Here is a 22644-nt window from a genome sequence, read left to right on the forward strand (position 1 = left end):
TCTAGAGGAAATTATGACATTATTTAATCAAATTAATAAAATACTACTGATATCCTTATTAATTATCAATTCAGCTCAGGCTGTTTCTGCTTTTCCAAGAGGATGTGAGGTATCTGGTTTCGGGTACCAGCAAAATTTTTTGATTTTGAATGAAACAGGAGAACAATCCTATTACTTAATTCAGAACAGATCGGACGCTAAAATTGAACTGGAACGTCATGAAACCGGTGATGTATTTATGAGTCCACCTTTACAGGCAACTCTAGAACCACTGAATTGGGCCGCTTTTGCCTCTGATGTTAAAAATTTAAATTTTAAATGTTATAAACATATAGAAGAAAATACTACGACAGTTGATTGTCGCGATGTACTTGAGGTCTGTCAGTATCCAAGAGTCAGATTTGCACTGAGTAATATGGGCAACTACTGGATTTCTTCAAATAAAACTCAAAATGAAGTAATCCAGGATTCTGTAGCTAAAGGTATTTATTTAAAATGGTGATCAGTGTCTAAAATTAACCATGATTATCACTACATCACATCAGGAATAATCGGAGCGCTAATCATATTGTATGGGCACAATCAGAATTACCCACAGCCCTACTATATTTTTGGCTCTCTGACCTTGCTATTTACCGCGATCCATTTCAGACTGGTATATTTCGTTGCTTTAGAATTAATACTGGCAGCAGGTCATTCTGCGATATTACTGGGCATAGGACCCAATACCCAATTTGCGCTTCCAATATTTTTATGTCTCCAGTTATTTATTATTTATTTAATGATTGGTAAAGAAAATATTTTTTTATTGTTAATTGGAATTATTGGCATCGCCCTCCTTTCTTTTGGTTTTGCATTTAACAATCAATGGATTTTTTTTTCAGGAAGTTCTTTTGTCGCGATTTATGCCTATTATAGTGCATATAGAGGTCAATACGCTTCTTACATCTGGGCAATACTCAATACCATATTTTCATTAATTGCATTGTATAAGATAATTTTTTATTAATCTGGAATCATTATGAGCCGAACAGAATCAACCATGCTGGCCTTGGGAACAGTGGCACCTAATTTTGAGCTATTGGATGTATCCACTGGCAAACAGGTCAAGTTTGACCAATCACCTGACTTCATAGCTTCAGTGATTATGTTTATATGTAATCATTGCCCTTATGTGAAACATATCAATTCCGAATTAACGCGATTAGCCAATGATTATCTACCCAAGGGAGTTCGATTTTTAGCTATAAGCTCAAATGATGTTGAAAACTATCCCGACGATTCACCTGAGAATATGATCATTACAGCAAAGACACAGCAATATCCATTCCCTTATCTTTACGATGAAACTCAGGAAGTTGCTAGCGCGTATCATGCAGCATGTACACCTGACTTTTTTGTATTTGATAAGAATCTGTCTTTGATATACAGAGGGCAATTAGATGATTCAAGACCAGGTAATGCGATTCCTGTAACTGGAGATTCTATTAGAATGGCACTGAATTGCCTGATCGAAAACAAACCTTTAAATATCGTACAAAAACCCAGCCTGGGATGTAATATAAAATGGAAGGCAGTCTAGGGTTTACAGACAGTTAAATTCCCTTTCGTTAGATGCTGTGCATAAAGTCTTAGAGCGGTTTTTGAATATATCGGCGTAATCATATTCAATTGAATATTTAAGAATTAAACCTACATACCGCGCATAAAGCGCGGTACGTAAGCGCTAATAATATGATGCTACGATTTTATTAGCATCTATCACTCATAAAACGCTGCATCCAGTAGTTCGAGTAGATTTCTAAATAGACTTGAAATTATTTGTACAAATAAAAAAGCTCGAATTTTAATTGGAATTAAAAATTCGAGCTTCTCTGGATTTATCAGAAGTTATTTAGGACCTTGCATCTTTTTCTCAATCTCATCTTCCTGTTGTAATAGACCCTCTTCAACAGGTTTAAATGCTTTTGCAGAAGCAGTTTCGGGAGTTGAGAAGAATGTTCCTGTATAACCTTTCTTGGTTGTAGCTTCAACAACCAACGCGGGAATAACAGTCAATGCCGCAATAACGCCCATGATACCTTTAAGAGTCGCTACTAGAGCATGTACAAAGGAATTTCCGCGATGCTCTTTTAACACTGGATCAAGCTGTTTAACAAAATTATTTGTCACCTGATTTAATGTTCGCAGCGTTTCTTTATTGGGATTAGCAAAGAACTGCTCACCAAAATGTTTAATATTGATGTGTGCTAATTCAGTTAGGTTAGCTGCATTTTCGTATTTTGAGTTACCGCTTTTGAATTTCTTATCCAATTTAGCGTGAATGGCCTCCAAATCATCTAATAATTTGTTAAATTGATCGCGCTCTTTTGACAAATCAATTTTCGATTCCACCGATTGTTTCTTTTCACGAGGTATTGGTGGAATACTCATAACAACATTATCTGGCTTGGAAGGTTCAATCATTGGATCTATTGAAGTCGTAACAGCAGCTGTTTTAGGTGAAGGAATCTGAACATATTGAATAGAACCTTGCATGGTGCCAGTAAGTCCTACCAATCCTAATTCCCGTTGCTGCTGTTTTGTTGGAGTTGTAACAAGTAATTTACCTGCTTCTAACATGACAGCCATAGCGCCAATGAAGCTGATTACTTCTTGAGGCTTGAAGCCTGCTCTTCCTTTTGCTGCCTCTAGAGTTTGACTTAGCGATGTAGCTAATGCATTTTCAGATACAGTTCTGTTCATAATACGAGACAGTGCTTGTGGATTATTCGCATTCTGAATCACTAGGGCAGTTAACGATTCCAGATTTTCTATTGCTGGCACACTCTGCATGTCGAATCCCTGAAGTTGCAACAAGGCTCCAACTTCATCAGGAGATGTAACAGACATAACCAAACCTCCACTTACGCCTTGTTTGTATAAATGGAAGAAAAGCCCATTAATTGTTGATTGCGGAGATCTGATGAAGTCACGAATATCAATATGAACGCTGCCAACGTTACCTTTACCATTGTCATATAGAACGGATAAGTGAGTTTTCTTACCATTCATTAACGCCTCGACATCTTTTTCCATTGCTTTAATAATTTGGCCTAAAGCACCTGTATTGCTTGCTTTGGTATTAGCTAATTCAGTCATCAGCACTCGGACGAGTTCGGTTTGAGCCTTTACTGGCATCTCAGCTACAACTAAAGTACCAGCATCAGTTCCATCGGTAATGGCTTGGATGCGCGTACTTTCCAATAAACTTGTCAGTTCTTGTTTGGAAGTGCCACCGATAAGACTAACAACCATATCCTGAACCGTCATGCTTGAAACAGTTTCTCGTGCTTTCTTGATGGCCTGTTCAATTTGGCTACGTACCTGACGATCCTGTTCATTTATTTTTTCTTCATGTAGGTTCACTTTCTCCGCAAGAGAAGCAAGTGCTCTGGTCTGTTCTCCACGCTCTGTTTTCGGTAATAAATTAATTGCCCTACGCAGCTCAGCAGCCAGTAATCGGTAACTCTCGAGTAAAGGAGTAATAGTTGTAGTATTGGACATTAGTACTTTATCTGCAGCGAGACGTACTTCTGGAAACAAAGTGTTAACAGTTTGCCTAGCCTCTGCCGCACTGTTTTCACGAGCATCTAATTCAACTTTAACTTTTTGAGCAGCGGTTTCTTTTTCTTTCATAAGAGTACGAATTTTTCTATTTACAGGACTGCGCTCTTCTTTTGGATAAGCTGCTTTAACTTCCCGCAAAGTTCTTTGTTGTAATTCAGTGAGTTCGTACTTGTCGAAATATGAGGATAACTCAGTGAATCGGGTAGTAAGTTTCAAAACTTTATCAACATTGTTTGTACTAAGTGTATAACGATCTCGGTTAATATCCGATATTACTTGTCGTAGTTCAGATAGTTTATCGTTAAATGTTTTGTCGTTTAATGGCATGATTAGTACACCTAGAGTTAATATGCCTTAATTATATACACATTTATTTAAAAAGTCACACCTAATTGTTAAAAAAAGAGATTGAGTGCTGATATATAGGTGTATATGTTAAATAGTAAAACATATTGAATTAAGGTATTAAGAAGTAACTTGTGCAGTATAAACCGCACAAGTTAGATTTGAATGGTAGAAAGACGACAGGACACTATTTAAGTGTCAGCGTATAAATGACAATTATTTGGATGGAATAATTTCAAGCTGTAAATTAGCAATTACATCACTGTGAACATGAATTTCTACAACGTAATTACCAATAGAGTGCAATGGACCTTCGGGCATTACAATTTCACGCTTACTGATTTCTATTGCTTTTTCCACCAAGGCATCTTTAATCTCGTTAACACCGACTGAACCATATAATTTACCTTCGTCACTCGCCATAGCGCTAATAACTAAAGTAATATCATTTAGTTTTGCAGCGCGTTGCTCTGCTAAAGCCAAAGCTTGTTGCGCTTTTTTCTCCAGTTCTGCACGTCTTTTTTCAAATAATTCAATACTTTTAGCTGTAGCAAATACTGCTTTATTTTGTGGAATTAAATAATTACGACCATAACCAGACTTCACGTTAACTTTATCACCCAGATTTCCCAGGTTGCGTACTTTTTCTAATAAGATTACTTCCATCTTAATAACCCCTTAAGTTGATTCTCTCACCCTAGCTGGGAGATATAATCTAAAATTAAATAAACTATCCAATGCGCCAAAAACAATATATGCAAACAGGACAAAAGTTGGTTTTAATAATATTATTAGTAATAATAAAATAACAACTCTAACCTGTCGTTTGCGTGCAAAAGCAAAATATGCCAAAGAAAAACCTGATAACAAAAAATATCCAAGAATAAGCGGTAACAAATTAATCGCATAAGACACTTCAAAATAGGATGCGATTGATACTATGACCATAATTAAAAAGGCCAATCTGCCGCTTCGAAACTCCAGTACTTCTGTTTTAAATCCTTCCGGCAAAAATAATTTTGATTGAATTGATCGTGCAAATAATAAGGAGATCACTGCGGAGAAAATCACACTCAGAATTTGCAAGCCAAAAAATAATTGAGCCAAAATAAATGAACTCAAGCCATCTGTGCTGTTGTTTACAACTTGATTGTATTCCTGAAATTGAACCAATAGATGTTTAAACTGATTGAATTGGTCAACAACAAAATCGGGAGCTATAAGCTGGAGGCTTACAAATCCAATAAAAGCCTGTATAAAAAACATCCCAAATACTGATTGCCAACTGGTTGTTGCGCGTAGTGTTAACGCTGCAATAAAACAGGGTATATAAGTTATTAGGGTATTTATCAAAGCGCTTTCTACGGGTACCAGCATCATCAACGGAACAGAATGGACTACAAGCGCAGGTAACATTACTTCAAAGCCAGGTTTTACTCCCTTTCTCAAGGTAACTAAAGATACTAAAGCTACGGATAGCCAGGAAGCAAATGGCAAAATAGAGAAGATAACAGCAAACATTATGGCCTGCTGCTTATTCTCGAGCAATATTTTACTTTGTCTAACTATAAAATTGCCTGCACGCATCATTATATTATCTATGGCTGTCACAATAAGGCAATAAACCAATAAATCGAGCATGCTTGATTGCTTTGGCTAATTGTCTTTGAAAACGAGTTTGAGTACCGGTGATTCTACTGGGTACAATCTTGCCTGTTTCAGAAATATAATTTTTTAATAAATTAATATCTTTATAATCAATTTCATTTCCACCTTCAGCACTGAAGCGGCACATTTTTTTTCTACGGAAATAAGCTGACATAAATGTTCTCCTCTTAAGCTGTTCTGGTTTCTTTTTCTTTCTTCATCAACACGGATTCACTTGTAATCGCTTGTTTTTGAACAGTGATTAAATTTCTTAAAATAGCATCATTGAATTTAAATGCATTTTTAATTTCTTCCAGTGCTTCAAGATTACACTCTACATTCAACAGAATATAATGAGCTTTATGAACATCATCTATAGAGTATGCTAATTGGCGACGACCTAAGTCTTCTTTGCGGTGAATAATGCCATTGTGCTTGCTTATGATCCCTTCATAGCGCTCAACCATTGCTGGTACTTGTTCGCTTTGATCTGGGTGCACAAGAAACATAATTTCGTAATGTCTCATGGTTTCTCCTTGTGGATAAAGCCTTCTAATTCTGATTAGAACCAGTAAGGCAAGGTTTTAAAAAGCTGCCAATTATAACTGGTTTAGGTATTAGTTACAATTAAAACAGTTCATTGTTCAATTAATAAATTATTTCCAGGGAAACGCTTAAACGCGTTTATAGATAATATGGATCAAATATTTTGATACAAGCGAGTTAATCATGCAGACCTCGACGTCCCGCTAACAAGTCCGGATCGATCCACACAAATTTCAAGCATAGCAGGAGTAGCCTGTATTAGACGAAGTCGTAATACAGGATCAATCTTTTCAACACTCCACTGTTCTCATATATTAGGTACAATTATTTGAGTATACAACGACTGATTAAACACAGAATGATTGATGATAGCTTGAGTTCATCGCATTTGGGAAAACACCCTGTATTACGACTTCGTCTAATACAGGCTACTTTGACTAAGCAGTTAGAGACTCCTTGTTCTTTATATGATTAGCTTCACCTGCGATTATTAACGCACATAAAGTGTACTTGAAGACACTATTGTGCTCTTTTAAAAATCACTTGTTTTTTTAAAATTCAGAAGTGTAATTATTTCTTTAATTTTGGAAGAATTTATAGTGACAAGCATCCCTGAATTAGGTTACCGTCCACATATCAAAAGCCAAAGATTTACAGTTAACCTTAATACATAACTAATTATAAAATAATGAGGTTTTTTAATGGATATTATATCTCTTCAATTTGAAGAACCCTTAATAATACGCATTGGAGATACTGTTGTAAAAATTCTTGCTTTTAAAACTCAAGAGCATGGTAATATTAAGTTTGGAGTTGAAGCGCCAAGAACCATTAATATACATAGAGAAGAAATTTTCCACGCTATTAAACAAAAAGAATTATTAAATTCAGTAGAATAACATTTTACCCATGCAGAATAATGCGAGTCGATACGTACCGATTCTCTCGGGTTTAATAATAAGCTTGTCATTAAGTGTATTGCTTATTAACAGCTATTTTTTTAAATTTCCGGGGAATAATTATTTCCCGGAAGACACGCCCCTTCTTGCCTTAATTCTATTTATTAATTATTTAGGTTTGATTGTTTTCTTTGGAACAAATACAAGGGCAAGTAATTCTGGTAAAGAGTTACTCTATTTTTTTGGCGTAATGTGTCTTATCGCCCTCGCCACAAATGCAGTACAACTGACCCCGTTTCCTCCGATTGATGTATATATAGTACGTTTTGAATCCAAACTAAATATTAATATGGTTCGGATATTGGAATGGACAAATACTTACCCGTGGTTTAAATACCTGCTGAACGTTATATACAGTAGCATACACTATCAAATGAGTATAATACCGTTACTTATCATTGCGACAGGAAGATTTTATCTTCTTAGGGACTATTATTTTCTACTACTCGTTACTGCAATTATTGGTTTTGCATTTTATTACTTCTTTCCAACTACGGCTCCCGCAAGCATTATTTCCAGTTCATTGTTTTCGCCTGAACAAATCGCTACAGGATATAAATTTAATCAAATTCATAGTTATATTAATCCGACAACAAACGAAGGAGGTTTAATCGCATTACCTTCATTCCATACCGTCTGGGCCCTATTTTGTGTCTATTTACTTAAAGAATGGATCATCCCTTGCATTATTTTATTAGTCATTAATGTCCTATTAATTACTTCATGTGTCCTTTTAGGCTGGCATTATCCCATAGATATCCTTGGAGGATTTATATTGGCTGCGGGAGGTTATTATTTATTAAGTCTGACTAAATCAAGACCTGCGAAGTCTCAATGAGTGAATAGCAAGTATCTTCTTTAAATTTCTCAATAACAGTGTAAAAATCGTCATCTCGAACGCAGCGAGAGATCTCAAAATGCAGACACCGTGCTAATTATAGGAGATCTCTCACTGCGTTCGAGATGACGAATATAAAAAGGAACAGGTTATTAACGACTACTGATTTCTTTCACCATTCCAGTAGGTTTTGAAAGCTCATTCTGAATTACTTGATTAGTACTCAATTGATGCCGATTTTTTTTTATTAATAGGGCTTCGGTTAACCGTTCGAGGCTTGAATTTGTTTGACCTTTTAATGGTGGTTGGACTTGAATAAACATCTTGCCATCCTGAGTTCCAATCTTCACAGGTTCATTAATCACGCGAACTGGTGTGCCAATCGTAACCAGATCATAAAGATGCTCGATATCTCCTGGCAACATACGGATGCATCCGGCACTGACTCTCGCTCCGACTCCATCTGCTCTATTCGTTCCATGAATAAGAAACGTCGGCCATCCGAGTCGTAAAACATGTTTTCCAAGAGGATTATCAGCACCAGCAGGAAATACTTCTGGTAAGGGCGCACCAATCTCTTCTGCAGCGGCTCGTACTTTTGCAGTCGGCCTCCAGATCGGATTAACCACTTTGCTTGTAACTTTGGTAAGCCCTAATGGGGTATTCCACCCTTCTTTGCCTATTCCTACAGGAAAAGTAATGACCACATTTTCATCATCAGGAAAATAATACAATCGATATTCAGCAAGATTAATTACAATACCTCTTCGGGGTACATCAGGAAGAATATACTGTGATGGGATAATTAAACGAGTATGTTCAGGTAACGAGTGAACGGGATCCGCCAAAGGATTGGCTCTGACCATTTGATAATAACCAACGTTAAATCGTCGCCCTACTTCATCAATAGATTCATCAATCTTTGAATAAGTATATTGAATTTCACCTACTACATCCCCTGCAGCAGGCAAAACAAAAGTATCGGAGTATGAATAATTACCTGATAAAACGATAAAGGAAAAAATTAATGGGACAAATTTTTTGTTCAACATTGGCTACTCTTAACCAGACCTGTTCGTGGAATTCTTGGACACAGCAAGGCAAAGCATCAATGCTTTGCCTTTAAGACTAAGATCACAAACTGGTATCCACTTTAAAGCGTTCACCAAATTTAGATTCGAATGTTTTAAATAAAGTTTCCAATTTGTCTTTACCAAAATCATTGGCATAGTTCATTGGGCCACCTCGAAAAGGAGCAAAACCAGTGGCAAAGATCATTCCCGCGTCAAGCAAATCAGAATCAGCAACAACACCCTCACGTAAACAGGCAGCGGACTCATTTACCATTCTCAGGATCAATCGGTCGGCAATGGTTTTATCAATTTTCGAACCAGGACGTTTTTTAACTGCTTTCCCTTTCTTATAGCGATAAAACCCTTCACCTGTTTTACGACCCAGTTTACCTGCTTTAACCATATCACGTAATTTCTGCGGAACAGAACCACCAAAATGGCTGGTCAGATTCTCCGCTACCGCAAGGCAAACATCCATGCCAACAGTATCAGCAAGTTCCACAGGTCCCATGAACATTCCAAATTCAAGAGCGGCTTCATCAATTGTTTCCGCACTATAACCCTCATCTAACAATTGTACGCATTCCATTAAGTAAGGCATAAGTACTCTGTTAACCAAAAAGCCAGGGCTCGATTTAACAGGTAATGGGAGTTTTCCGATTTGACCAACAAAAGCACAGGAATTGTTCTGTACCTTTTTAGCAGTAGTTGAACTGCTCACGATTTCAACAAGATCCATTTTAGCCACAGGATTGAAGAAATGTATTCCTACTAACCGTTTGGGATCCGTCATTACAGCACTAATTTCATCCAATGGAATACTGGATGTATTCGTAGCAATAATGGCGTCTTTCTTGGCAGCCTTTTCAACAGATTTCATAATGTCCTGTTTTACAGCTAAATTTTCAAAAACCGCCTCAATGATGACATCTGCTTTGGCAACCCCATGCCCTTCCGGATCGGGAATCAAATTATCCATTGCAGCTTGAATTAAACGAGGTTTGCGTAATTTTTTCTTATATAATGCATGTGCTCTACCAATCGCTGGCGCTATTTGTGCATAAGTTTTATCTTGCAAAGTCACATGAATACCGCGTAAGGCACACCAGGCAGCAATATCACCACCCATAACTCCAGCACCTATAACATGTACGTGCTTAGCCCTGAAATTACTGTCCTTTGAAAAACCTTTTAACCGTTCACGCAAATGAAACGCACGAATCAAGTTTTTAGAAGTATCACCATTGGAAACGAGTTGCTCTACTGAGTCTGCTTCTTTTAAAAAAGCCCTGTCGCCAAAACCACCCTCTTTTTCCCAAAGATCAATTACAGCATAAGGCGCTGGATAATGTTCTTTACGAACACGTTTCGCGACATTATAACGCAGTAAATAGGCAATGGGTTTTCTCAACCAGGAGCTGTTCGTTAAACCATCAATAAAAGAAGGTTTATGTTTAGGGGGTTTATTCTTGATAAAGTACACTGCAGCTCTTTTCAATTGTCGAACAGGAACTACCTCATCAACCATTCCCAGGCTTTTAGCCCGAGAAGCGGATATTCCACTGCCGGTGAGAATCACTTGTGACAACGCTTTAAAACCACCTATTAATTGAGGTAATCTGACAGTTCCGCCCCAACCTGGATGTATACCTAACATCACTTCAGGCAAACCGATACGTGTATCTTGTTCATCTGTTGCGATTCGGTAGGTACACGCAAGAGCCAATTCAAATCCACCTCCCATACAAAAACCATCGATCATTGCAACGGTAGGAATTGCCAGATTTTGTAAGCGAGAAAATACAGCCTGACCTTTTTGTAAAAAATCTACAGCCTGGGCAGCATTTTCAAACTGAGAGAATGCGTTAACATCAGCACCAGCAATAAAGCCTTTATCTTTTAATGAATAAATAACCAAACCGATGGCTTTTTTATCCTGGGCAATTTCTTGTAAAAGGCTATTTAATTCATCCAATACTTCTTCATTAATGCTGTTAACGGCGGCATCTTTTCTATTGATACCTAACCATAAAATGGCATCTTTATCGCGTTGAAGATCCCAATGTTTGTAATTATTCATGTCCTTTCACCTCAGTCACTCGTTCAAGATACATAGCACCACCCTGACCACCGCCAATGCATATGGAAGCCATACCCCTGGACTCATTTCTTTGTTCCATGGATTTTAATGCATGCAAAACTATCCGAGCTCCACTGGCTCCAATGGGATGACCTGCAGCTATAGCGCCACCTTCCCGATTCAATTTATCCATTGATGGGCCACCAATGGCTTCATTTAATCCGAGTTGTGTCTTGCAATACTCTTCATCATTCCATGCAGCCACACATCCTAATACCTGTGCTGCAAATGCTTCATTTATTTCCCAACAGTCAATATCCTGAGGTTTTAATTTGTGTCGTAACAATATAGGAGTAACTGCATGAACAGGCCCCAAGCCCATTTGTGATGGGTCTAAAGCAGACCACTGTGAATCCACAATTTTGCCAAGAACTTTTAAATTATATTTTTTAACGGCATCAGCACTTGCCAGTAAGAGTAAACAGGCCCCATCGGTTATTTGAGAACTGTTTCCCGCAGTGACCATACCGTATTTTCGATCAAAAAATGGTTTTAATTGAGCTAATTTTTCAACTGTAGAATCAGCACGAATCCCATCATCCTGGGAGTACACTTTGCCTTTATAATCAATAATTGGCAAAACTTCGGACATTCTATTTTCAGTATAAGCATTCGCCAGTTTGAGATGACTTTGAACTGAAAACTCATCCATTTGCTCTCGGGTAATATTAAATCTGTAGGCCACTTTTTCAGCTGTTTGTCCCATATTGAGACCAACAATAGGATCAGTTAACCCTCTGAGCAACGCAATTACAGGTGCTAAATAAGACGGTCTAAACTGAGTGATTAATCCAGCTTTTTGCCCCAAAGTCTTTGCTGAAAACCAATTAGCGAGCCAACCAGCCATTTTTTGATTAAAAAGTAAAGGAGCATGACTCATGGCCTCTGTGCCGCCAGCCAATACCAATTGACTACGACCACTAGCAATTTGCATTGCGGCATTGTCTATAGCTTGCATTCCGGAAGCACAATTTCTCATTACGGTAAAGGCAGGAACTTTCTCACCACATCCCAACCGTAATGCAACAACACGAGCTATATTTGCTTCATCGGGTCCGGGCATGGCACTACCAATGATGACTTCATCCAAATCTGATGGAGAAAAAGGTTGTCTGTTCAACAAAGTCGTTCCGGCAGCCACAGCCAGATCGGATCCTGTAAATGAACCAATTCCTTTGGCCTTGAGAAACGGAGTTCGACTCCCATCAACCACGTATACATCTCGACCACTTAAATTCGACTGCTGTTTCATTAGTCCTCCTTATCCGGGCCTGAATTACAGGTATTTACATAAATTAATAGACACAAAGAGTAGCAGTAAACCTCTAAATTTGGAAATTTTTCATTGATTATTATGAGAAAAATTAATTTTTGATTTTGATTTAACTGGGTTCATGTCCATTTCTTTATTATTTTATAAATCATCCCTTGCACTTTAATTTCACATAAACTTTAGTTATTTACATTGATGGATTTTACAGAATGATTTTCCTTGTTTTCACTTTCTGAATTTAGAGATCGTGAACGTTTTATTACTGCAGACTTATTAAAAACTGACGATAAAGTGCATCGTATCGAACTTTTCTCCGACTGTTCCATGGTATTAATTTCCTTTTCAATAGAACTAATCAGTAAGTCAAATCTCTTGTCTTTATATTGTAAAGGCAACAAAAATGAATGAAGGCTTTTTAATAATGAATAAGGATTTTTTTGTTGATTTAACAACACCGTTAATACGTATACCGAATATCCAAGATCAACTTTAACTAAATAATTTAAGTCAGCGAAAGATTTTCGTTCAAAGAGTTTAAGCATGTAATTTTGGGTGTAAGTCGTGAGTTGTACTCTATTGGCAATATAATCATTAACTGATTTTAATTCTGAACTAGGTACTATCGATTCGCTTTTTCTTTTGCCATCAAGACACTCTTGCGTTAAAACAGCCAAATCTTTATTGATATTGAGTGCGTTGAATATTGTTTTGTCCTTTAAAATATCAATAAAATCAATGCAATATATGGATTCATCATCAGAACTTTTAGCATGAAGAATAACTAAACCCATACATTTTTGAGCAAATTCCGATAAGGTGATGTCTTTATCCTTAGTGGTTTTTGAATATTTAAATAGATCTTTTATCAAACCAAGGAGAAATAACGGCTCCAGGTCTTCATCTCCAAAAATTTCCTTTTTTACTAATGCCATTAGTTGGTTAATGAAGGCAACTGCGGCAGTTGCATCAGAAGCACAAATAGTTGTTGCCAATTGTTCGAGGAATTTAATATACCACATGATTTCAGGCACAATAATGAGTGATTCATATGTAATATCACAGAACTTTGTAAAAAAAAATGCCATGCGATCTAGATGAGCATATAGCTTATTTTGCATGCTTCCTCATAAATTTATTCACTAATATCTAAAGAGTTATTGACGACGTCTAAATACATGATATACTCCGCAACCATTGATTGGAGAGATGGCCGAGTGGTCGAAGGCGCTCCCCTGCTAAGGGAGTATGGGAGAAATCCCATCGAGGGTTCGAATCCCTCTCTCTCCGCCAATCAACGCGCCCGTAGCTCAGTTGGATAGAGTATTTGGCTACGAACCAAAGGGTCGGAGGTTCGAATCCTTCCGGGCGCGCCATTTAAATTTTATAATTAATAAAGGTTTCTTTCCCAATTACGGGGCACTCACAATAAAAAACAAAGAACCCTAACACGAGTTTTATAATGTTCAAAGTTACTAAAGCCATAAGCCCTTCTTTGTATTAACTTCATCTTTCTATGAAACCCTTCTGTAATCCCATTAGACTTCCTAAAACGCCACATACGTACTATCTCTTCCTTCCATTGACAGAATTTTTTGCCAAGCGATGACAAAACTTTAAATGGACTATTTATCAGGTCATTCAGCATATTTAAAAAGTGAGGAATCATTTTTTGGGTCTTTCCCAATTACGACGGCACTCACAACTATTTATTCACAATCGGGCTTCACATTCCTGGACCCTCCGCCTACGCGGAGGGCGACGAAAATTGAAATGAGCGATGAAGGTTACGGTGGGTGACGAATTTTGCGGTGGGTGACGAAAATTACTAAAGAAGACGAAATTAGCTGATGACGACGTTTATCACGATTATCTCGCTTCGCCATAACCTCGTCACCCTCCGCGCAGGCGGAGGGTCCACTCTTTAGGCTGAACTACAATTCGCTCCATTCCGAATTGACAGATTTAATCAAATTTCTTTTTCATACCCGAAGTCCTTTGTCCATCATTAGACGTTACATTCCTGGACCCTCCGCCTACGCGGAGGGTGACGAAAATTGCGATGAGCGACGAAGGTTACGATGAGCGACGAATTTTGCGATGGGTGACGAAAATTGCGATGAGCGACGAAGGTTACGGTGGGTGACGAATTTTGTGGTGGGTTACGAAAATTACTAAAGAGGACGAAATTAGCTGATGACGACGTTTATAACGATTATCTCGCTTCACCACAACCTCGTCACCCTCCGCGCAGGCGGAGGGTCCACTCTTTAGACTGAACTACAATTCGCTCTATTCCGAATTGACAGATTTAATCAAATTTCTTTTTCATACCCGAAATTCTTTGTCCATCATTAGACGTTACATCCCTGGACCCTCCGCCTACGCGGAGGGTGACGAATTTTGCGGAGGTGACGGGGAGTGGGATGAGGAGTCGTTGTTGTCCTTGAAGACGACAAAATTATAAAACACGAGGAAGTGTTAAATGATGGTGGATTAGTGACTGCTCCAGTCTTTCAAAAGATAATGAATAAAGCATTACAATAAACCCTACTAGTGCGACACAACAGCTGTCGCACTCTTCTTAAAAAATAAGTCAGCTAGCCTAAGCATAAGAAAAGCATCTCCTCACGAGCATGCGTTTAATTTAACAACGAGAAACATCAACATAAAGTTTTAAAATTGAGTTGCATAGTTAAATTAGAATATTAAAATATAATAATATACTTACACGGAAACTTACTATGCCCGCTAGAAAACTAATTTCAGAAAAAATGGCAGAGTTTTTAAGTGCTATTGCACATCAACACCGGATAAGAATTATCGAAGAACTGCATACAGGTGAACAAAACGTCAATAGCCTACAAGCTATTTTGGGAACAAGTCATTCTGTTGTATCACAACATCTATCCACACTCAGAGCTCATAAAGTAGTCAGACAACGCAAAGAAGGAAACAGGGTATTTTATCAATTGGCTCAACCAGAATTAGCAGATTGGCTCCTTCAAGGACTAGCTTATCTTGAAGCAGGATTAGAATCAGATGAAAACATCCGCTCAGCAGTTAAGGAAGTTAAAGCCATTTGGAGCCATACCCCAGATGTTCTTTATAAGGCTAAGGAATCAAATTAATAAAATTATGTGCTTCACACCCTTAAACGATTTTCGATAAAAGTCAAAGAGTCACAGTGAGGGCTATATAATACGTTCAAAGAGCAGAATACTGAACAATAGTCCTGTTGAACCATTAATTTTATTGAACCCAGATATCACTCACACCCTATACAGGAAAATGAACAATGAAAACTTTAACTAAAGAGATGCAAGAAGCGATTACACCTGGACTTGCATTGCATTTATTACAAGAAGGTAACAAAAGATTTATAAATAACTTGAAAGTTAATCGTAACCTATTGCAACAAGCGAATGAAACCTCTGATGGACAACATCCCTTTGCAATCATTTTGAGTTGTATTGATTCACGAACCTCAGTTGAGTTGATTTTTGACCAGGGTTTAGGTGATGTATTTAGCGTACGTATTGCAGGAACCATTATCAACGAAGATATTTTAGGCAGTATGGAATTTGCCTGCAAAGTAGCAGGAGCCAAGATCATTGTTGTTTTAGGCCATACAAAATGTGGGGCGATAAAAGGTGCATGTGATCATATAGAAATGGGTAATCTGACCGCCCTGTTAACTAAAATACAACCGGCAGTAAGTGCTGAAAAAACAGTATTGAAAAACCGGACTTCAAGTAACGAAGAGTTTGTGGAAAAAGTTACAACGATAAATGTACACAAAACAGTACATGCTGTTATGGAACGCAGCCCTATATTAAAAGAACTTATTGAGACCGGCGCCTGTGGAATCATTGGGGGCAGTCATGATATTTCGACGGGTGAAGTGACGTTTTTTCAGGATACTAAATTCGGTTTCTTTTAAACTGAACTTGAAGTGTTCAAAGCTTTTGAGAATGCCGTATCGAATAGATCGAAAATTTAGACGTTAAGTCAGTGGTTAACATCAGTTTTTGGAATTCGTGACAAATAAAAATTCAGTGATTAAAATGACTTGTTCCGAGGAACATTCATCGTTATTATCTATCTAATAAATCACTTTAACACAAACTGGCATCAATTGATTTAGACAACAGCCATCATTAAATAGGGAAATTCAGGAACTTATGTTGAGGACTCTAACAGTAATCATTTGCTTTTTACTTAGTTCTTGTATGGTTGGACCTAATTATAAAGAGCCTCAAAAAAACATTGCCGATCATTGGCTGCAAAATAACGCTGCAGTAAAACAAACCCCTATTCAAAATGCAAATTGGTGGAAAGTCTTTCATGATCAGACTTTAACTTCTTTAATACAGAAAGGGTACAGAAACAATCTGTCATTGCAAATTGCAGGAGTACGCGTATTACAAGCCAGAGCACAACTCGCTCAATCAGTCGGTGAGTTATATCCTCAACAGCAGGTTCTGAATGGGAGCTATACCTACTGGCGAATTGGGGGCAACCAACTGCAGTCTATTTTACCTCCCGATTTCCTGACTGCCTCACTAGGTTTTTCCGCAAGTTGGGAACTTGATTTTTGGGGAAAATACCGCAGAGCCATTCTTTCTAATGATGCAGCGTTCTTGGCTTCGCTCGCAGCTTATGATCAAGCCCTGGTAACACTTACAGCCGATATTGCCAGTACCTTCATCAACATCCGTACCCAGGAAGAGTTGATTCGAATAACCAATACGAACATCCAGGTGCAGGCATCAAGTCTACGAATTGCAAAAGCACGTTATAAAGGAGGACAAACGAGTTTACTTGATGTGGAGCAAGCCGAAACAGAGCTGGCTGAAACACAATCAAAACTGCCACAACTCGTTAGTCAGCTACAGCATCAAAAAGACAATCTGGGTGTTTTATTGGGAACAACACCGAATGAAGTAGATGCTCTGCTTCAAAAAAGTCATGGAATCCCTAAAGCGTCTACCAAAGTTGCTGTGGGCATACCCAAAGAAGCTGTTGCGCGCAGACCTGATATTTATCAAGCCAGAATGGAAGCGATTGCTCAATCAGAGGCCATAGGAGCAATCAAGGCAAACCTATTCCCTTCTTTATCACTAAACGGTACTTTTTCATTTTCTTCCAACAATATTGGCAGCTCCTCAATCAGCGATCTGTTTAACTGGTCCAATCGAACCATTACCGCAGGTCCTTCAGTTGTCTGGCCATTCTTGAATTACGGGCAAATCACAAACTCTGTTCGTGTGCAGGATGCTGTATTTCAACAGGCATTATTAAAGTACCTAAACCTTGTGCTTAAGGTTCAACAGGAAGTACAAGATAACATTACCCAATACATTGAGTCTCAAAAAACAGAATATTTACTTACAAGAGCGAATAGCTCAGCAATCAAATCTACCAAATTAGCCATTGTGCGTTATAAAGAGGGAGAGTCTGATTACACCACTGTTTTGAATGCCGAGCAGCAGCAACTTCGTGTCCAGACTTCATTAACCAATGCTAAAGGTGATGTTTCTCAATCTTTGGTAGCTCTTTATCGAGCGCTTGGCGGAGGCTGGCAAATCCGAGATGGTAATGATATTGTTTCAAATCAGGTAAAAAATGAAATGGCTGAACGAACCAATTGGGGTAGTTTGTTAAAACAACCGAATCATCAAAAACCGGCTACAAACAAGCAAAGAATAAAACAACTTTATCTACCAACCTGGTAATGTTTATGAATTCAGATAAAAAAATACAACTTATAAAAAGAGCAGCAATTGCCGTTGCCGTACTGTTCGTAATTTACCTGTTGACACATCAACATAATAATAGTGCCAAACCCGGACTTCCTCCACCGGTTGTTGTCATCCAGAAACCCAAACTAATGGAAGTCACCGAATACATCACTCAAACGGGAAACACCGTTGCCTATAACTCGGTAGATTTGGTTGCGAGAGTCGAGGGTTATCTGGACTCACAGAAGTTCGTCGACGGTTCATTTGTGAAAAAGGGACAAGAACTATTTGTAATCGAACCTGAACCTTATTATGAACAACTAAAGGCCGCTGAAGCTACAGTCGCAGCACAAAAAGCAGCCTATGTGTATGCCAAAACAGAATACGAACGTCAACAACTCATGTACAAGCAAAATGCTACTTCTTTAAAAAGTGTTGAAAAATGGGCATCCAAAAAAGATGAGGTGAAAGCAGAAATTGATAAGGCTGAGGCCAATGCCAAAATAGCAGCGATTAATTACAGCTATACCCATGTGAACGCGCCATTTGATGGTCGCATAGGGCGTCATTTAGTCGATCCAGGAAACCTTGTCGGAAATGGAACAGCTACAGAACTCGCGACTATTGAACAGATAAAACCTATATATGTATATATCTATCTCAATGAGTTGGATTTAATCAAAATAAGAGCAGCCGCAAGAAAGAAAGGATATAATTCTACTGATATTTCTCAAATTCCAGTTTATGTAGGCCTGCAATCTGAGACTGATTTTCCCCACAAAGGCACTATGGATTTTGTGAATACCGGATTGAACTCCTCTACAGGTACAATGGAGTTCAGAGCTTTATTAGCTAATGACCAAATTGACCTGGTTCCAGGGCTTTTTGTTAAAGTACGGATACCGATTTCTCAACCGTCTAAGAAACTAACTGTACCTGATACTTCAGTACAATACGATCAAATTGGCCCCTACCTGCTGGTGGTAGATAAAAATAATAATGTAGTGCTGAAACGGGTGGTTATTGGTAGTTTAAATAACGGGATGCGCGCTATTCTTAAAGGAGTTGATGCCCAGGACAATGTCATTGTTTCAGGACTTCAAAATGCGACACCGAGCCATCAAGTAACGCCTAAAACGCAAGACAATTGATCTAATTAAAATAACCGGATTTGATAAAATCACACGTTCCGATTTTATCACCAGGGTTATACAGGGAGAGTAGCAACATAAATGATTTCGAAATTTTTCATAGAACGTCCTGTCCTGGCGAATGTAATTGCTCTCTTCCTTGTTTTTATAGGATTAATTGCCATTTATGTTTTACCGGTATCTCAATACCCCGCTATAGTTCCACCAACTATTCAGGTGACTACAAACTATCCAGGTGCGGACGCGAAAACTCTGATTAGCACGGTTGCTCTGCCCATTGAACAGCAAGTCAATGGCGTAGAAGATATGCTGTACATGCAATCTACCAGTACCAATAGTGGTAATTATAATCTCATCGTTACCTTCGCGATTGGAACAGACCTTAATTACGCCCAGGTACTGGTTCAGAACCGGGTACAAGCGGCAATGGCGCAACTACCGGATGCCGTTCAAAAGCAAGGCGTTCTTGTTCAACAAAAATCCACAGCCATTCTGCAGTTCATTACTTTGACCTCAAAAAATAATGAATATGATGGTGTTTTTCTTGACAGCTATGCTGAAATTAATATGCAGGATGAATTATCACGTTTACCAGGAGTAGGAAATGTTTTGGTCTTTGGATCGGGAAGTTATGCAATGCGTATCTGGCTTGATCCAGGAAAAATGCAGGCATACTCCCTTAATCCCAGTGATGTAATCAATGCGATAAGTTATCAAAACAAAGAAGTTTCAGCAGGTCAGCTAGGAGCTCCACCAACTGTGGGCGACCAATCCTATCAATTCACAGTGAACGTTCCTGGTCAGCTCGCTGATCCCAATCAATTTGCCAACATTATTATCAAAACCATATCAACCGCACCAGATGTTAACGCGTCTGCAAGCAGTACTGCTCAGATCGTACGAATACGAGATGTGGGACGAGTTGAATTAGGGTCATCCAGTTACAGTCAGCTCGCAAAATTTAACGGTAAACCGACCGCAGCCATTGGTATTTATCAATTACCTGGCGCCAATGCTTTGGATGTTGCCAGTAAAGTGCGCAAAACTGTGGAAAAAATGGCCAAAAATTTCCCCCCGGGATTACAATATGACATCCCCTTCGATACAACCATGTTTGTCAGGGCATCAATAACAGAAGTTTATAAAACGCTCATTGAAGCAGGCATACTTGTTTTGCTGGTAATTGTTGTGTTCTTACAGAATTTTCGCGCAACCCTGGTGCCAGCGACAACAGTACCAGTTACCATTATTGGCACCTTCTTCGCCTTATTATTATTGGGATATACAATCAACTTATTGACGCTGTTTGGATTGGTACTCGCGATAGGTATTGTAGTTGATGATGCTATTGTCATTGTTGAAGGAGTCACGCAACATATAGAAAATGGAATTCCTCCGAAAGAAGCATCAATCAAAGCCATGAAAGAACTTTTTGGCCCCATTCTGGGTATAACCATGGTTCTTATGGCAGTCTTTGTTCCGGCGGGTTTTATGCCGGGTTTGACTGGAGCCATGTATGCTCAGTTTGCTCTGGTAATCGCAGCAACAGCATTTATCAGTGCTATCAATGCCATGACCTTGAAACCCACTCAATGTGCCCTATGGCTAAAACCTGTCGATAAATCGAAACCTAAAAATATTTTTTTTAAAACATTTGATCGAATTTACAATCCTTTAGAGGCTGCCTATCTCAAGTTTATTAATCGATTAGTACATCATAGTGGTCCTGTTTGCCTGATAGGAGCCCTTTTGGTGGCCTTGGCAATTTTTGGTTTGACTCGTATACCGACTGGCTTCATTCCAATTGAAGACCAAGGATATCTCGTCTTGAGTGTGCAATTACCTGATGGCTCCAGCCTGGGGCGTACAGATGCCGTGTTAAACGAATTGACAAAGAAAGTTTCACGTATTGATGGCATTGAAAATGTGATCGCCATTGATGGCATATCTCTACTGGATAACAATTCCAGCCTTGCAAACTCAGGTGTTATGTATCTGATATTTAAAGATTGGAGTTTACGCGGAAAATCAGAAAATCTCTTAGCGCTATACACCAAATTGAATGCGATTGCCAAAGAAACTCTGGATGCAAAAGTAATGGTAGTGATTCCCCCCTCTATCCAGGGATTAGGACTATCAGGTGGCTTTCAAATGCAGATTGAATTACAAGATGGCACTTTTGATTATAACAAGCTTCAGCAGGTTACTGACCAGTTTATCAATTACGGAGCCCAAGAGCCTCAAATACAAAATCTTATGACTTCTTTTCGCTCTAATGTACCTCAGGTTTCAGCCCCGATTGATCGTACCAAGGCTGAAGCTTTGGGAGTTCATGTAGGTGACGCGTTTGATACCTTACAAACCTATTTAGGCTCCTCTTACGTGAATCTTTTTACAAAATTTGGTCAAGTTTTCCCAGTTTATGTCCAGGCTGATGCTGCTTCACGAGGTACAGCCGAGAATCTGAGAAATTACTATGTAAAAAATCAGGCCGGCTCAATGGTCTCATTAGGTACATTAACGAATGTATCTCCAGCCGTAGGACCAGCGATTATTTCATTATACAATCTATATCCCTCGAGTAACGTGAATGGGATTGCGGCAAAAGGATACAGCTCAGGACAAGGAATTCAAACAATGGAGCAGCTCGCGAAGGATCAACTGCCTCCTGGTATGTCTTATGAATGGACCAGTACAGCCTATCAGGAAAAAATAGCAGGAAACATGAGCTATTTTATTTTTGCCTTATCATTGGTCCTTGTATATTTAATCCTGTCTGGCCAATATGAAAACTGGCTCATACCCACCTCTATCATTTTAAGTGTACCACTCACATTGATTGGAACGGTGCTGGCTTTATCCAGTCTCGGTATGGATAATAATATGTACACCCAAATAGGCTTATTACTCTTGATTGCTCTCGCAACCAAAAACGCAATATTGATTGTAGAAGTTGCTCACGAGCAACGCCAAATCCATCATAAGTCGATATTTGAATCAGCGGTTCTTGGAGCTAAAACTCGTTTTCGCCCCATTTTAATGACCTCTTTTGCCTTCATAATGGGGGTAATGCCCTTGGTATTTGCAACTGGCGCAGGAGCAAATGCAAGACGATCTATAGGGATTGCTGTATCGAGTGGAATGATTGCGTCAACTTGTCTTGCTGTGGTTTTCGTTCCAGTATTTTATGTGTTATTGGAGAGCTGGCAAGAAAAAAGAAAAGAAAAAAAAGTAAATAAAACAAGCCATAACGTGAACAATAAATCAGAACCCTCTGATTCCATTGAGGAATAATATGTGCTGTCTTAACCCTGGGCAATCC

The 22644-nt window shown here is 38.6% G+C and carries 19 protein-coding genes, 2 tRNA genes and 1 pseudogene; 12 read left to right on the plus strand and 10 right to left on the minus strand.

Translation table 11 applies throughout. The features are described from left to right. Positions 1-13: 13 nt before the first annotated feature. From IZU94_RS02550 to IZU94_RS02560, 3 genes are read left to right on the plus strand one after another with little or no spacing between them, the layout of a single operon-like run. Entirely contained in the window at positions 14-502 is a 489-nt protein-coding gene (locus IZU94_RS02550) for an enhanced entry protein EnhB (RefSeq protein ID WP_203107694.1), read from the plus strand. Between the two features lie 3 nt (positions 503-505). Beyond that, complete coding sequence (locus tag IZU94_RS02555; RefSeq protein ID WP_203107696.1) at positions 506-1009, plus strand: hypothetical protein; 504 nt, start codon at positions 506-508, stop codon at positions 1007-1009. Positions 1010-1021: 12 nt separating this feature from the next. Further along, positions 1022-1582: a thioredoxin family protein gene (locus IZU94_RS02560; RefSeq protein WP_203107698.1), complete on the plus strand. Its 561-nt coding sequence runs from the start codon at positions 1022-1024 to the stop codon at positions 1580-1582. 308 nt (positions 1583-1890) lie between these two features. Here IZU94_RS02560 and IZU94_RS02565 read toward each other — a convergent pair whose 3' ends face one another. The 5 genes from IZU94_RS02565 to rpsF all read right to left on the minus strand — a co-directional run bounded on the left by IZU94_RS02565 (position 1891) and on the right by rpsF (position 6128). Beyond that, positions 1891-3936 (minus strand): hypothetical protein, encoded by a 2046-nt coding sequence (locus IZU94_RS02565; RefSeq protein ID WP_203107700.1) that lies wholly within the window; start codon positions 3934-3936, stop codon positions 1891-1893. A gap of 234 nt (positions 3937-4170) precedes the next feature. After that, positions 4171-4620, minus strand: coding sequence for a 50S ribosomal protein L9 (gene rplI / locus IZU94_RS02570; RefSeq protein ID WP_203107702.1), 450 nt, complete (start codon positions 4618-4620; stop codon positions 4171-4173). Between the two features lie 12 nt (positions 4621-4632). Beyond that, positions 4633-5544, minus strand: a complete 912-nt coding sequence (locus IZU94_RS02575) for a hypothetical protein (protein ID WP_203107704.1) — start codon at positions 5542-5544, stop codon at positions 4633-4635. Positions 5545-5548: 4 nt separating this feature from the next. Next, positions 5549-5776, minus strand: a complete 228-nt coding sequence (gene rpsR / locus IZU94_RS02580; protein ID WP_018578206.1) for a 30S ribosomal protein S18 — start codon at positions 5774-5776, stop codon at positions 5549-5551. A 13-nt stretch (positions 5777-5789) separates the two neighbouring features. Beyond that, a complete protein-coding gene (gene rpsF, locus IZU94_RS02585) occupies positions 5790-6128 on the minus strand; it encodes a 30S ribosomal protein S6 (RefSeq protein ID WP_203107706.1) in 339 nt (112 codons plus the stop codon). A 720-nt stretch (positions 6129-6848) separates the two neighbouring features. Here rpsF and IZU94_RS02590 point away from each other — a divergent pair. Both IZU94_RS02590 and IZU94_RS02595 read left to right on the plus strand, forming a co-directional pair. Continuing rightward, the gene (locus tag IZU94_RS02590) at positions 6849-7046 is read left to right on the plus strand and encodes a carbon storage regulator (RefSeq protein WP_058473403.1); all 198 of its coding nucleotides are present in this window, start codon (positions 6849-6851) and stop codon (positions 7044-7046) included. Positions 7047-7056: 10 nt separating this feature from the next. Then, the gene (locus IZU94_RS02595) at positions 7057-7944 is read left to right on the plus strand and encodes a phosphatase PAP2 family protein (RefSeq protein WP_203107708.1); all 888 of its coding nucleotides are present in this window, start codon (positions 7057-7059) and stop codon (positions 7942-7944) included. A gap of 152 nt (positions 7945-8096) precedes the next feature. Here the strand turns inward: IZU94_RS02595 and IZU94_RS02600 are convergent, their stop codons facing one another. From IZU94_RS02600 to IZU94_RS02615, 4 genes are all read right to left on the minus strand, one after another. Then, positions 8097-8996 (minus strand): L,D-transpeptidase family protein, encoded by a 900-nt coding sequence (locus IZU94_RS02600; protein WP_203107710.1) that lies wholly within the window; start codon positions 8994-8996, stop codon positions 8097-8099. Between the two features lie 82 nt (positions 8997-9078). Then, positions 9079-11097: a 3-hydroxyacyl-CoA dehydrogenase NAD-binding domain-containing protein gene (locus tag IZU94_RS02605; protein ID WP_203107712.1), complete on the minus strand. Its 2019-nt coding sequence runs from the start codon at positions 11095-11097 to the stop codon at positions 9079-9081. Then, a complete protein-coding gene (locus IZU94_RS02610; RefSeq protein WP_203107714.1) occupies positions 11090-12409 on the minus strand; it encodes an acetyl-CoA C-acetyltransferase in 1320 nt (439 codons plus the stop codon). Before IZU94_RS02610 ends, IZU94_RS02605 begins: the two co-directional genes overlap by 8 nt. A gap of 200 nt (positions 12410-12609) precedes the next feature. Continuing rightward, complete coding sequence (locus tag IZU94_RS02615) at positions 12610-13548, minus strand: hypothetical protein (RefSeq protein ID WP_203107716.1); 939 nt, start codon at positions 13546-13548, stop codon at positions 12610-12612. Positions 13549-13630: 82 nt separating this feature from the next. Here IZU94_RS02615 and IZU94_RS02620 point away from each other — a divergent pair. Continuing rightward, a tRNA-Ser gene (locus tag IZU94_RS02620) sits at positions 13631-13720 on the plus strand. A 6-nt stretch (positions 13721-13726) separates the two neighbouring features. Continuing rightward, positions 13727-13803 (plus strand) — tRNA-Arg (locus tag IZU94_RS02625). 47 nt (positions 13804-13850) lie between these two features. On the opposite strand, the pseudogene IZU94_RS02630 reads toward IZU94_RS02625, so the two are convergent. Continuing rightward, positions 13851-14099: pseudogene (locus tag IZU94_RS02630) on the minus strand (transposase); the annotation flags it as partial. Positions 14100-15171: 1072 nt separating this feature from the next. Here IZU94_RS02630 and IZU94_RS02635 point away from each other — a divergent pair. From IZU94_RS02635 to IZU94_RS02655, 5 genes are all read left to right on the plus strand, one after another. Then, positions 15172-15558 (plus strand): ArsR/SmtB family transcription factor, encoded by a 387-nt coding sequence (locus tag IZU94_RS02635; RefSeq protein ID WP_203107717.1) that lies wholly within the window; start codon positions 15172-15174, stop codon positions 15556-15558. Between the two features lie 167 nt (positions 15559-15725). Continuing rightward, the gene (locus IZU94_RS02640) at positions 15726-16370 is read left to right on the plus strand and encodes a carbonic anhydrase family protein (protein ID WP_203107719.1); all 645 of its coding nucleotides are present in this window, start codon (positions 15726-15728) and stop codon (positions 16368-16370) included. A 241-nt stretch (positions 16371-16611) separates the two neighbouring features. Beyond that, positions 16612-18165: an efflux transporter outer membrane subunit gene (locus IZU94_RS02645; RefSeq protein WP_203107721.1), complete on the plus strand. Its 1554-nt coding sequence runs from the start codon at positions 16612-16614 to the stop codon at positions 18163-18165. Positions 18166-18170: 5 nt separating this feature from the next. After that, entirely contained in the window at positions 18171-19322 is a 1152-nt protein-coding gene (locus IZU94_RS02650) for an efflux RND transporter periplasmic adaptor subunit (RefSeq protein ID WP_203107723.1), read from the plus strand. 81 nt (positions 19323-19403) lie between these two features. Next, complete coding sequence (locus IZU94_RS02655) at positions 19404-22616, plus strand: efflux RND transporter permease subunit (protein WP_203107725.1); 3213 nt, start codon at positions 19404-19406, stop codon at positions 22614-22616. Positions 22617-22644 lie beyond the last annotated feature (28 nt).

The organism is Legionella bononiensis, from assembly GCF_016786215.1.
Lineage (GTDB): Bacteria > Pseudomonadota > Gammaproteobacteria > Legionellales > Legionellaceae > Legionella > Legionella bononiensis.